The sequence below is a fragment of the Streptomyces sp. NPDC048560 genome (assembly GCF_040650955.1).
Taxonomy (GTDB): domain Bacteria; phylum Actinomycetota; class Actinomycetes; order Streptomycetales; family Streptomycetaceae; genus Streptomyces.
On the sequence record NZ_JBEZIJ010000002.1, the window covers coordinates 703,699 to 715,955 of the forward strand.

The 12,257-nt window shown below is 69.3% G+C and carries 13 protein-coding genes; 6 read left to right on the forward strand and 7 right to left on the reverse strand.

From position 1 onward, the window contains the following. Nucleotides 1-2: 2 nt before the first annotated feature. The 3 genes from dapF to miaA form a co-directional block, all read right to left on the reverse strand. Nucleotides 3-875, reverse strand: a complete 873-nt coding sequence (gene dapF, locus AB0C82_RS09835) for a diaminopimelate epimerase (protein ID WP_362838245.1) — start codon at nucleotides 873-875, stop codon at nucleotides 3-5. A gap of 64 nt (nucleotides 876-939) precedes the next feature. Beyond that, nucleotides 940-1,377, reverse strand: a complete 438-nt coding sequence (locus AB0C82_RS09840) for a hypothetical protein (RefSeq protein ID WP_362838436.1) — start codon at nucleotides 1,375-1,377, stop codon at nucleotides 940-942. Nucleotides 1,378-1,484: 107 nt separating this feature from the next. Next, a complete protein-coding gene (gene miaA / locus AB0C82_RS09845; protein ID WP_362838247.1) occupies nucleotides 1,485-2,423 on the reverse strand; it encodes a tRNA (adenosine(37)-N6)-dimethylallyltransferase MiaA in 939 nt (312 codons plus the stop codon). Between the two features lie 265 nt (nucleotides 2,424-2,688). Between miaA and AB0C82_RS09850 the strand changes: the two genes are divergently transcribed. Next, complete coding sequence (locus AB0C82_RS09850; RefSeq protein WP_362838250.1) at nucleotides 2,689-2,928, forward strand: antitoxin; 240 nt, start codon at nucleotides 2,689-2,691, stop codon at nucleotides 2,926-2,928. Nucleotides 2,929-3,004: 76 nt separating this feature from the next. On the opposite strand, the gene AB0C82_RS09855 is transcribed toward AB0C82_RS09850, so the two are convergent. Together AB0C82_RS09855 and miaB are read right to left on the reverse strand one after the other, a co-directional pair. After that, on the reverse strand, nucleotides 3,005-3,730 hold the full coding sequence (locus tag AB0C82_RS09855; protein WP_362838253.1) for a class III extradiol dioxygenase subunit B-like domain-containing protein: 726 nt from the start codon (nucleotides 3,728-3,730) through the stop codon (nucleotides 3,005-3,007). 69 nt (nucleotides 3,731-3,799) lie between these two features. Beyond that, entirely contained in the window at nucleotides 3,800-5,320 is a 1,521-nt protein-coding gene (miaB, locus tag AB0C82_RS09860) for a tRNA (N6-isopentenyl adenosine(37)-C2)-methylthiotransferase MiaB (protein ID WP_362838256.1), read from the reverse strand. Nucleotides 5,321-5,441: 121 nt separating this feature from the next. Between miaB and AB0C82_RS09865 the strand changes: the two genes are divergently transcribed. Beyond that, nucleotides 5,442-6,440, forward strand: coding sequence for a TAXI family TRAP transporter solute-binding subunit (locus tag AB0C82_RS09865; protein WP_362838258.1), 999 nt, complete (start codon nucleotides 5,442-5,444; stop codon nucleotides 6,438-6,440). A 27-nt stretch (nucleotides 6,441-6,467) separates the two neighbouring features. Here the strand turns inward: AB0C82_RS09865 and AB0C82_RS09870 are convergent, their stop codons facing one another. Beyond that, entirely contained in the window at nucleotides 6,468-7,862 is a 1,395-nt protein-coding gene (locus AB0C82_RS09870; protein WP_362838261.1) for a HAMP domain-containing sensor histidine kinase, read from the reverse strand. A 15-nt stretch (nucleotides 7,863-7,877) separates the two neighbouring features. Beyond that, nucleotides 7,878-8,570, reverse strand: a complete 693-nt coding sequence (locus tag AB0C82_RS09875) for a response regulator transcription factor (RefSeq protein ID WP_362838264.1) — start codon at nucleotides 8,568-8,570, stop codon at nucleotides 7,878-7,880. Between the two features lie 290 nt (nucleotides 8,571-8,860). Here AB0C82_RS09875 and AB0C82_RS09880 point away from each other — a divergent pair, with 290 nt between their 5' ends. The 4 genes from AB0C82_RS09880 to AB0C82_RS09895 all read left to right on the forward strand — a co-directional run bounded on the left by AB0C82_RS09880 (nucleotide 8,861) and on the right by AB0C82_RS09895 (nucleotide 12,211). Further along, nucleotides 8,861-9,646, forward strand: a complete 786-nt coding sequence (locus AB0C82_RS09880; protein ID WP_362838266.1) for an amino acid ABC transporter ATP-binding protein — start codon at nucleotides 8,861-8,863, stop codon at nucleotides 9,644-9,646. Nucleotides 9,647-9,705: 59 nt separating this feature from the next. Beyond that, nucleotides 9,706-10,545, forward strand: a complete 840-nt coding sequence (locus AB0C82_RS09885; RefSeq protein WP_362838269.1) for a glutamate ABC transporter substrate-binding protein — start codon at nucleotides 9,706-9,708, stop codon at nucleotides 10,543-10,545. A gap of 92 nt (nucleotides 10,546-10,637) precedes the next feature. Then, nucleotides 10,638-11,303: an amino acid ABC transporter permease gene (locus AB0C82_RS09890; RefSeq protein WP_362838271.1), complete on the forward strand. Its 666-nt coding sequence runs from the start codon at nucleotides 10,638-10,640 to the stop codon at nucleotides 11,301-11,303. Then, the gene (locus AB0C82_RS09895; RefSeq protein WP_362838274.1) at nucleotides 11,300-12,211 is read left to right on the forward strand and encodes an amino acid ABC transporter permease; all 912 of its coding nucleotides are present in this window, start codon (nucleotides 11,300-11,302) and stop codon (nucleotides 12,209-12,211) included. Before AB0C82_RS09890 ends, AB0C82_RS09895 begins: the two co-directional genes overlap by 4 nt. The last annotated feature ends 46 nt before the right edge of the window (nucleotides 12,212-12,257 follow it).

Below are 12,257 nucleotides of genomic sequence, written 5' to 3' on the forward strand. Positions count from 1 at the left end.
CGCTAGCCGATCACGGTTTCGAGCCAGGCGGGGTCGAGGAATCCTTCGGCGGCGATCACGGCGGGTCCCGTCATGTCGATCGCACCGTCCGGGTGCTCGGTGATCACGAGGGTGCCGCCGGGCAGGTCCACCGTGTACGTCACGGGGCTCCCGGTGAGTGCGGGGTCGGTGCCGTCCCTGCGGGCGGCCGCGACGGCCACGGCGCAGGCCCCCGTGCCGCAGGAACGGGTCTCGCCGGAGCCGCGCTCGTGCACACGCATCGCCACGTGGCGCGGTCCGCGGTCCACGACGAATTCGACGTTGACGCCGTCCGGGTAGACGGCCGCGGGGGTGAACTCCGGTGCGGCGTAGAGGTTGCCGGCGTGTGCGAGGTCCTCGACGAAAGCGACGGCGTGCGGATTGCCCATGTTCACGTTGCGGGCGGGCCAGCTGCGGCCGTCCACCGTGACCGTGACCTGCTCCTCGGGGAGCAGGCGCCGCCCCATGGAGACGGTGATGCTGCCGTCCTTGGCGAGGTGGACCCGCTTGACGCCACCCCGGGTGGCGACGGCCAGGTCGCCCTCCTCGACGAGTCCGGCCCGCAGCAGGTAGTGGGCGAACACCCGGACGCCGTTGCCGCACATCTCGGCGATCGAGCCGTCCCCGTTGCGGTAGTCCATGAACCATTCGGCCTCTGCCGCCATGGCCTGCGCCTCGGGGTGCGCGGCGGACCGTACGACGTGCAGCAGACCGTCGCCGCCGATACCGGCCCGGCGGTCGCACAGCCGGGCCACCACGGAAGCGGGCAGGTCGATGGCGTTGCCCGGATCGGGAACGATGACGAAGTCGTTCTCGGTGCCGTGGCCCTTGAGGAAGGCGATCTGCGAAGTGCTCACGGACCAACTGTACGAGGCCGCACCGACAGCCCGCGAAGGCGGACCGTTCACGGGCGGGGCCGTGTCAGCGGAGCCGCGCCACGCGCCAGACGGCGAGCGCGACCAGCCCGGCGCCCACGGCGACGTACAGGGCGATCACACGCCAGTCGGGGCGCGCGCCGGAGCCTCTTGCGGGCAGACCCGGCCAGGTGTGGCCGACGCGGCGGGCGGCCATCATGCCCCAGCCGGCGGCGCAGCAGCTGATCAGGAGGCCCAGCATCGCGACGATGGCACCGCCGTCGCCGAACTCGAAGGCGAGCGGGAAGGCGAACATCAGGGAACCGACGGCTGCGAGCATGATGATCGGTGCGAGCTGCCAGATACGCATCCGGCGTGCGGGCCGCAGCTCGACCTCGACCTCAGGGGTCACGTCGTGCTCGTCGGGCCCGTCCGGGCTCAGACGTCCCGCCTCGTGCCGCGCATCCGGTACGTCTCGGTCTGTGTCGCGAGGGCCGGCTTCCATCGCCACGCGCCCTCCCAACTCGGACTCCACTGGTCGATCGATGCTCGATGATGGCACGCTCCCGGGTACCGAAATGACGGGCGGAGCGTCCCGATGCCATCACGTGATCAGGCTGTAACCGCTCGTTCGATCAACGCCAGCGCCATGTGCGGGAGTTCCGCGCGCCGATCGGCGGCACCACTGAGCCAGTGGACGCGCGGGTCGCGGCGGAACCAGGAGTCCTGACGGCGGGCGAAGCGCTTGGTCGCGCGCACGGTCTCGGCGCGCGCCTCGTCCTCGGTGCACTCTCCCGCCAGGGCGGCGAGCACCTGCTGGTAGCCGAGGGCACGGGAGGCGGTACGTCCCTCACGCAGCCCCTGGGCCTCCAGGGCGCGCACCTCGTCCACGAGGCCGGCCTCCCACATCCGGTCGACCCGGACGGCGATCCGCTCGTCGAGCTCGGGGCGTTCCACGTCCACACCGATCTGCACGGCGTCGTAGACCGCTTCGTCCCCGGGGAGGTTGGCGGTGAAGGGCTTGCCCGTGATCTCGATCACCTCCAGGGCGCGCACGATGCGGCGTCCGTTGCTCGGCAGGATGACGCGGGCCGCCTCCGGGTCGGCGGCGGCGAGCCGGGTGTGCAGGGCGCCGGAGCCCTCCCGCTCCAGGTCCTCCTCCAGCCGGGCGCGCACCTCGGGGTCCGTACCGGGGAATTCCAGGGCGTCGATGGCGCCCTTCACGTAGAGCCCCGAGCCGCCCACCAGGACGGGGGTGCGGCCCTCGGCCAGCAGCCGGTCGATCTCCTTGCGGGCCAGCCGCTGGTACTCGGCGACGCTGGCCGCCTCGGTGACGTCCCAGATGTCGAGAAGGCGGTGCGGGATGTCGCCACGCTCCGGGAGCGTCAGTTTCGCCGTGCCGATGTCCATCCCGCGGTAGAGCTGCATGGAGTCCGCGTTGACCACTTCGCCGCCGAGCTGCTGGGCGAGAAACACACCCAGGTCGGACTTTCCGGCTGCGGTGGGGCCTACGACGGTGATGACGCGCGGGGCGGGAGCTGGTCTTCTCACCGACCCAGTCTCCCAAACACCGGGCGCCTTCCCGACCGATCCGGGGCCGGGTGCCCCGATCGGTCGGGGTGCCGGGCGCACCGCAGGTGGCCGCTGCCGGAGCGCGACCGGACGGCCGGCCCCACGGCAGGGTAAAATGTTGTACAAATATCTAGTACACGTATTGCTTCGACGCCCGTCTGAGCATCGGTCCGTCGGCGAAGCAGCGGATACTGAAGCTGCAGAGCACGCCCGAGCACAGTCCTCAACGCACGGAAGGTGACCCATGGGTTTCCTGGACAACCTGAAGGCCAAGCTCGCTCCGGCCAAGGACAAGGTCGGCGACCTCGCGCACCAGCACGGGGGCAAGATCGAGCAAGGCCTCGACAAGGCTGCGCGCACGGTCGATCAGAAGACCAAGGGCAAGTACAGCGACAAGATCGTGTCCGGCACCCAGAAGGCCAAGGACGCCGTGGACCGGCTCGGTCACAAGGACGAGGGCGGCACCAAGCCGCCCGCCGCCTGACGCCGGCGGAACAGCGCGGAAAGGGCCCGGAGCGTATACGCTCCGGGCCCTTTTTTTCGTGTTCGGCGTCAGTGCGTCATGACCAGACCGCGACGGTGTAGCCGACTCCGTAGGGCGCGTCCGCGTACAGCAGCCGGCCCGCCAGGCCCGCGCCCTCCGCGGCGCCCGCGAGCACCTGCCAGGGCGCCCTGCCGGCCGCCTTGAGCGCGTACCCCAGCGAGGCGTCGAGGGAGCTCAGCGCGGGGAGGTCCGCGTCGCCCAGCGCGCGGGTCACCGCCGTGTCGAAGGCCACGGCCCGCTCGTCCAGGTATCCGGGTGCCTTCACCGTGCGGCAGGCGCTGCCGTCGCCCATGACCAGCAGGGCGACCCGGTCGGCCCTGGCCGCCAGTTCCTTGCCCGCCAGGGCGCAGCTGTCGGCCGCGAGCCGCTCACCGACGGCCAGGCCCTCGACCGCGGCGCCCGTCCAGCGCGCCCGGTCCAGCAGCCACGCCCCGACGGCGAGGGACGCCGGCAGGCGGCGCCCTGCCGGGGCGGTGTCCCCGGAGACGTCGCCCCCGAGCCGTACCGAGAGGCCGACGCCGAACCCTTCGAAGGAACCGGTCGCTCCGGCGGGGTACGGCCCCTCACCGTCGGTTTCGGCGCACGGGCCCACGACGATCAGCAGATCGGGACGGGCCGCGGCGATGACGCCCAGGGCGTCCCGGCACGCGGTCCGTGCGTCGTCGAACTCGGACGCCGCTCCGGCGGCGACCTCGGAGACCAGGAGCGGCGGGCAGGGGCAGACGGCGGCAGCGACAAGCATGACGGTCAGCGTACTGCGCGGGCCCGCGGGTGCCCTGCGGCCTCTCCGGGTGCTGCGAGGTCCCCGCCGTCAGCCGATGCCGCAGCCGGGCGCGGAGACGGCAGGCAGCGGGGCGGGCGCGCCGATGCCGGGCAGGCCCAGCATCACACCGGCGGGCTTGGCGGCCGCCGCGGCGCTCCGCGCCTCCCAGGCGTCCCCGGAACGCGTGCGGCGTACGCCGAGGGGGGCGCCCTCGGCCAGCAGGTGGTGCGGAGCCGCGTACGTGATGTCGACCGTCACCACGTCCCCGGGGCGTACCTCCTGCGCGGGCCGGGTGAAGTGGACCAGTCGGTTGTCGGGGGCGCGACCTGAGAGACGGTCGGTGGAACCGTCCTTGCGGCCCTCGCCCTCCGCGACCATGACGTCCAGCGTGCGGCCGACCTGCTTCTTGTTCTCCTCCCAGGAGATCTCCTCCTGGAGGGCCGACAGGCGCATGTACCGCTCCTGGACGACCTCCTTGGGGATCTGGCCCTCCATGTCCGCAGCGGGCGTCCCGGGGCGCTTGGAGTACTGGAAGGTGAAGGCGTTGGCGAAGCGTGCCTCCCGGACCGCGTGCATGGTCTGCTCGAAGTCCTCCTCGGTCTCTCCCGGGAAGCCCACGATGATGTCGGTCGAGATGGCGGCGTCCGGCATCGCGGCGCGCACCTTCTCGATGATCCCGAGAAAACGCTCCTGCCGGTACGAGCGCCGCATCGCCTTCAGGATGGTGTCCGAGCCCGACTGCATCGGCATGTGGAGCTGCGGCATCACGTTCGGCGTCTCGGCCATCGCGGCGATCACGTCGTCGGTGAAGTCACGCGGGTGCGGGGATGTGAAGCGGACGCGCTCCAGGCCCTCGATGGCGCCACAGGCACGCAGCAGCTTGGAGAACGCTTCCCGGTCGCCGATGTCGGAGCCGTACGCGTTCACGTTCTGTCCGAGCAGGGTCACCTCGGAGACGCCCTCGGAGACGAGCGCCTCGATCTCGGCGAGGATGTCGCCGGTACGGCGGTCCTTCTCCTTGCCGCGCAGCGCGGGGACGATGCAGAAGGTGCACGTGTTGTTGCAGCCGACGGAGATCGACACCCACGCGGCGTAGGCGGACTCACGGCGGGTGGGGAGGGTGGAGGGGAACGCCTCCAGGGACTCGGCGATCTCGATCTGCGCCTCCTCCTGGACGCGGGCGCGCTCCAGGAGGACCGGGAGCTTGCCGATGTTGTGCGTACCGAAGACGACGTCCACCCAGGGGGCCCGCTTGACGATGGTGTCGCGGTCCTTCTGCGCGAGACAGCCGCCGACGGCGATCTGCATCCCCGGGCGCTTGGTCTTCATCGGAGCGAGCCGGCCGAGGTTGCCGTAGAGCTTGTTGTCGGCGTTCTCCCGCACCGCGCAGGTGTTGAAGACGACGACATCCGCGTCACCGTCGGCGTCCGCGGGCGCCCGGACGTATCCGGCGTCCTCCAGGAGCCCCGACAGCCGTTCCGAGTCGTGGACGTTCATCTGGCACCCGTAAGTGCGTACCTCGTAGCTTTTCTTGACGTCCACTGCTTCGCTCCGGTTGCCGCTGCTCATGCGACAAGGGTAGGCGGTACCGGGAATGCCCCTTGCCGCCGGACTCCCGGCACGGGGTCCCGGAGCCGCACCCCGAAGCCTGGGCCTGGCCATTACGGGGAGTGGCTGGCAGGATCGCGCCATGCCCTCCGTACTGTCCCGATTCGACCGACGACGCACCCTTCAGGCGGGTGCGGCCGTAACGGTCGTCCTGGGGCTGCTCCTGTGGTGGGTCCTCCCCCTGAGGGAGTCCTCGCCCACGGGCTCGCTGACCTTCTCCACGGGGGTACGCAACGGGGTCTACCAGCGCTACGGCGAGCGGCTCGAAGGAGCGCTGGCCAAGGACATGCCCGAGGTGTCCATCGAGCTGCAGACCAGTGAGGGCTCCCAGCAGAACATCGAACGGGTGGCGACGGGGAAGGCGGACTTCACCATCGCCACCGCCGACGCCGTCGCGACCTTCATGCAGAACGGCAGGCCCGGAGCCCAGCGCCTGCGCGCCTGCGCGCGGCTGTACGACGACTACGTACAGCTGGTCGTCCCTCGCGACTCGGACGTGCAGACGGTCGCCGACCTGCGCGGCAAGCGGGTGGGTGTGGGACAGCCGGGGTCAGGGGTACGGCTCGTCGCGGACCGGCTGATGAGCGCCGCCGACCTGGACCCGGAGAAGAGCATCGTCCCGGTCTCGGTCGGCATCGACACGATGCCCGCCCGGCTGGCGAACGGGACGCTCGACGCCTTCTTCTGGTCCGGCGGCCTGCCGACGAACTCCGTGCAGGAACTGTCGGAGCGGCTGCCCATCCGGCTGATACCGCTGGACGACCCCCTGATCGCCCGGCTCCAGGCCGTCGGCGGATCGACCAGGTACTACCGCTCGGCCGTGATGCCGGCCGACGCCTACCTCAACGCGCAGCAGGGCCAGGCCGTACCGACGGTCGCCGTCGCCAATCTGCTGGTCACCACGGACCGTACGGACCCCGAGATGACCGAGGCGTTCACCCGGACCGTGATCGACAGCCGCGACCGCATCGGCCGTGAGGTGCACTCCGCGCAGGTGGTGGACCTGCGGACCGCCATCTACACCGATCCGCTGCCGCTGCACGAAGGCGCCGGGCGCTACTACCGGTCGGTCAAGCCGTAGTCCGGTCACACCCGGCCGGGGGACCGCTCAGGCGTGGGGTGCGTGGCGCGGCATGGTCACGGTCACCAGCAGCCCGTGGGGCTCGTTCCGGGCGTACGTGATCGAGCCGCGGCCGGCCGTGAGCAGAGCACGCGAGATCGAGAGCCCCAGCCCGGAGCCCTTGACGTTCTGGTGCCGGTTGCTGCGCCAGAAGCGGTCACCGATGCGCTCCAGTTCCCGACCGGTCAGTCCCGGCCCGCGGTCGGCGACCCGCACGGTGACGTTCTCACCGTTGGACGCGACAAAGACGCGTACCTCCTCGTCCGGCGGCGTGAACTTGAGCGCGTTGTCGATGACGGCGTCCAGCACGCTGGAGAGCGCGATCGGGTCCGCCCACCCGGTGGCCGCCGACGGACTGTCCTGGAGCAGCCGCACCCCCTTCTCCTGGGCCAGCGGACGCCATGCGGCGACGCGCTCGGCCGTGAGGGCGCCGATGTCCGTGAGCCGGAGGTCGGGGGCGGCGTGCTCGGCCAGTGCCAGGTTCAGCAGGTCGTCCAGGACCTGGGCGAGGCGCTTACCCTCCGTGCGCACCGCTGCGATCTCCTCGTTCCCCTCGGGGAGTTCGAGTCCGAGGAGCTCCATGCGCAGCAGGAGTGCGGCCAGCGGATTGCGCAACTGGTGCGAGGCGTCGGCGACGAAGGCGCGCTGCTGCTCCAGAACGTCTTCGACGTTGTCCGCCATCTCGTTGAACGAACGGGCCAGGCGCCGGAGTTCCGGAGGCCCGCCGGACGCGGCCACCCGGGACCGCATCCGGCCACTGGCGATGTCGTGCGTGGCTGCGTCCAGGATGCGCACCGGCAGCAGCACCCAGCCCGTGAGCCGGAATGCCGCCCCGACCGCGACGAGCAGGGCCAGGGCCTCGCCGAGGCCGATCAGCAGCCAGCCCCGCAGCGTCCGGGACCGCATCTCGCCGGTGGGCGAGTCGATGACGACGACGGCGACGACATCGCCGTCCCGTACGACGGGCGAGGCCACGACGACCCGGCCCGTCTGCCACGGCCACACCTGCCCCGGATCGTGGGAGCGCCGTCCCAGGAGCGCCTCCCGGAACGCGTCGCGGCCCTCGCCCTCGGTGGGCAGCATCCAGGAGGTCGGGGCCTTCGCCAGGGTCTGGTCGTCGCGGTAGAAGACGCCGGCCCTGATCTCGTACACGGAGTCGTACGCGTCGAGCTCGGCCTGGAGGATGCGCTGCCGCTCCTCGTTGCCCGGCAGGGAGACGCTGACGAACTGGGCGAGCGCGGCGAAGCGTGCGGTGTCGTCGATCCGGTCCACGACGAGACGCTGCTGTTCGGCGGCGGCCACCCGGGCGGCGAGCGGGACCCCGAGGGCGAGCAGTACGGCCGCCATCAGGATGATGAGCAGGGGAAGCAGACGCGTGTGCACGGGGTACGTACGCCCCTACGCGGACGGCGAGACGAGCCGGTAGCCGACGCCCCGCACGGTCTCGATCAGTGCGGGCAGCCGCAGCTTCGAACGCAGCGACGCGACGTGTACCTCAAGCGTGCGTCCCGTCCCCTCCCAGCTCGTGCGCCACACCTCGCTGATGATCTGCTCACGCCGGAAGACCACACCGGGCCGCTGGGCCAGCAGCGCCAGAAGGTCGAACTCCTTGCGCGTGAGCTGGACCTCCTCGCCGTCGACACTGACCCTCCGGGTCGGCAGCTCGATTCGGACAGGTCCCAGCACCAGACCACCGGCCGGCGCCGGAGCACTCTCCTCGCCGGCCGTCTTGCGCCGTGCCACGGCGTGGATACGGGCGAGCAGTTCACCGGTGTCGTAGGGCTTGACGACGTAGTCGTCCGCCCCGAGGTTGAGCCCGTGGATCCGCGAACGGACGTCGGCACGCGCGGTCACCATGATCACGGGGATCGAGGAGCGCTTGCGGATCTTGCCGCACACCTCGTAGCCGTCCTGGTCGGGCAGGCCGAGGTCGAGCAGGACGACGCCGAACGGCTCATTGTCGGCGGGCAGGAGGGATCGCAGGGCCTCCTCGCCGTTGCGGGCGTGCACGACCTGGAACCCGTGCCGGGCGAGCACGGCGGACAGGGCCGCCGCGACATGGTCGTCGTCCTCGACGAGCAGCAGTCTCATGTGGCCCTCCTTCCGGCGCCCGGCGGTCCGGGACGGTTCACGTGGTTTCTTCTCATTGCCCTACAGGGCATCCACTCCGATGACGGGTACGCCAGTCAAGACCTTGCCGGTTACAGCAGGGTTTCCGTTACCCACCCGGTACGCCCCAGCAGCGTCGAGGACGTCCTGTTCACGCGGTGTGTCCGGTTGCGGCCGGATCGTTATGCTCAATTTCCGCTCAGATGTAATGACGCTGATCGCACTGCGTCACTAGTGTCCTTGCCAACCGAGGAGGACGGAGCATTAAGCCGATGAGCGGAGTTTCAGTGACCAAGGCCGCCGAGGATGCCGCGCAAGCGGCGAACGACCTTGTCGTACTGAGCAACGTCAACAAGCACTTCGGCGCGCTGCATGTGCTCCAGGACATCGACCTGACCATCGCCCGTGGCGAGGTCGTGGTTGTGATCGGGCCTTCGGGTTCCGGAAAGTCCACGCTGTGCCGCACCATCAACCGCTTGGAGACGATCGACTCGGGCGCGATATCGATCGACGGCAAGCCCCTCCCGCAGGAGGGCAAGGAACTCGCCCGCCTGCGCGCCGACGTGGGCATGGTCTTCCAGTCGTTCAATCTCTTCGCGCACAAGACGGTGCTCGAGAACGTGATGCTGGGCCAGGTCAAGGTCCGCAGGACGGACAAGCAGGCCGCCACGGAGAAGGCCCGCTCACTGCTCGACCGGGTGGGCGTCGCCTCTCAGGCGGACAAGTACCCCTCCCAGCTTTCGGGTGGTCAGCAGCAACGCGTAGCCATCGCACGCGCCTTGGCGATGGACCCGAAGGTCATGCTCTTCGACGAGCCCACGTCGGCGCTCGACCCGGAGATGATCAACGAGGTGCTGGAGGTCATGCAGCAGCTCGCCCGGGACGGCATGACCATGGTCGTCGTCACCCACGAGATGGGCTTCGCACGGTCGGCTGCCAACCGCGTCGTCTTCATGGCGGACGGAAAGATCGTCGAAGAGGCGGCCCCCGACCAGTTCTTCAGCAACCCGCGCAGTGACCGGGCCAAGGACTTCCTGTCGAAGATCCTTCACCACTGAGTTCCGGATCAGCTGATCACTCACCTCGCGCACATCGCGTCAACCTAGGGAATACCACCATGCAGCTTCGTAAGGTCACCGCCGCCTCCGCCGCCGTGCTCGCGCTCGCCCTCACCGCCACCGCCTGCGGTTCCGAGGAGAAGGAGGGCAAGTCGGGCTCCGGTGGCGAGAAGATCACCATCGGCATCAAGATCGACCAGCCCGGTATCGGCCTGAAGACCCCGGACGGCAAGTACACGGGCTTCGACGTCGACGTCGCCACGTACGTCGCCAAGGAGCTCGGCTACGAGGCCGGCGACATCGTCTTCAAGGAGACCAAGAGCGCCGACCGCGAGACCGCGATCGACCGCGGCGACGTCAAGTTCATCGCGGCCTCCTACTCGATCAACGACGAGCGCCTGCAGAAGGTCGACTTCGCCGGCCCGTACCTGCTGGCCCACCAGGACATCCTGGTGCGCGCCGATGACGACTCGATCAAGTCCCCCGAGGACCTGAACTCGAAGAAGCTCTGCTCCGTCACCGGCTCGACCTCCGCGTCGAACGTCAAGGAGAAGCTGGCCCCGAAGGCTCAGCTCCAGGAGTACGGCGGCTACTCGGAGTGCCTGACCGGCCTGGAGAACAAGGTCATCGACGCCCTGACCACCGATGACTCCATCCTCGCCGGCTTCGCCGCGCAGGAGCAGTTCCAGGGCAAGTTCAAGCTGGCCGGCTTCAAGATGAGCAACGAGAACTACGGCATCGGCCTGAAGAAGGGCGACGCCGACCTCAAGAAGAAGATCGACGCCGCGCTGACCAAGATGGTCTCCGACGGTGCGTGGGACAAGGCCGTCGCGGACAACTTCGGCCCGGCCAACTACAAGAACGAGCCCGCGCCGAAGATCGGCAACATCGTCAAGTAAGGCCGTTCGCGGTCCAGCAGCTGGGCCGATGAGGTGCGCCGCCGCTCCGGCGGCGCACCGAGCCGTCCCCACACGCGGAAGCACGGGAGATCGTGTTCGACTTTCTTGAGCCCTACGACCTACTGGGGGCCTTCTGGGTAACGGTGAAACTCACCGTCTACTCCGCCCTCGGTGCCCTCATATGGGGAACACTGCTGGCCGGTATGCGGGTCGGCCCGGTCCCCCTGATGCGCGGTTTCGGTACCGCCTACGTAAACGTGGTCCGTAACATCCCGCTGACCGTGATCATCGTCTTCTCGTCGCTGGGTCTGTTCCAGACGCTGCAGATCACGTTCGGATCCGAAGACTTCACCGTCATCAACTTCCGGCTCGCGGTCCTCGCACTCTCCCTCTACACCGCCGCCTTCGTCTGCGAGGCGCTGCGTTCGGGCATCAACACGGTGCCTGCGGGCCAGGCCGAAGCCGCCCGCGCACTCGGGCTGAGCTTTACGCAGGTTCTGCAGCTGATCATCCTCCCGCAGGCGTTCCGCTCGGTCGTCAACCCGCTGGCGAACGTGCTGATCGCACTGACGAAGAACACCACCGTCGCCGCGGCGATCGGAGTCGTCGAGGCGGCCTCGCTGATGAAGACCATGATCGAGGCGGAAGCCCAGCTGATCCTGATCTCCGCGGTCTTCGCGTTCGGATTCATCTGTCTCACCCTCCCGACCGGGCTCCTGCTCGGCTGGGTGAGCAAGAAGGTGGCGGTAAAGCGATGACATCCGTCCTCTTCGACACCCCGGGACCCCGCGCCAAGCGGCGCAACGTCGTGTACTCGGTCGTCTTCCTGGTCGCACTCGCAGGCGTGCTGTGGTGGGTCTACGACGGCCTGAACTCCAAGCACCAGCTGGACTGGGTGAAGTGGGAGCCGTTCTTCACGAGCTCCCTGCCGTGGCAGACGTACATCTGGCCCGGACTCCAGAACACGCTCAAGGCTGCGTTCTTCGCCCTGATCATCGCTCTGCCCCTCGGGGCGCTGTTCGGTATCGGACGGCTCTCCGAACACCGGTGGGTCCGGATGCCGTCCGGCATCGTCGTGGAGTTCTTCCGCGCCATCCCGGTGCTGATCCTGATGATCGCGGCGAACGCGGCGTACTCGGAGTTCACGAACCTCAGCAGTGACGTGCGCCCGCTGTACGCCGTCGTCACCGGTCTTGTGCTGTACAACGCCTCGGTCCTGGCCGAGATCGTGCGGGCCGGCATCCTGTCGCTCCCGCAGGGTCAGACGGATGCCGCCAAGGCGATCGGCATGCGCAAGGGCCAGACCATGCGGTACGTGCTGCTGCCGCAGTCCGTCACCGCCATGCTGCCCGCCATCGTCAGCCAGATCGTCGTCATCGTGAAGGACACCGCGCTCGGCGGTGCCGTGATGACATTCCCCGAGCTGCTCGCCTCGGTCCGCCCGATGGCCGCGAACTACGGCGCGAACACCATCGCGTGCTTCACCGTGATCGCCCTGATCTTCGTCGCGGTGAACTTCGCGCTCACCTCCTTCGCGAGCTGGCTCGAAGCGCGCCTGCGGCGTGCGAAGAAGAGCACGGGCGCAGTGGTCGGCGCCGGCCCCGGTGGCGGCCTCGAGATCATCGACGCTCCCCCGGTCAAGGTCGCTGACCCGTCGGATTCCTGACAGCTCGTCGATAATCCGACCGCGGGGAGCACGGGCACATCTGCCG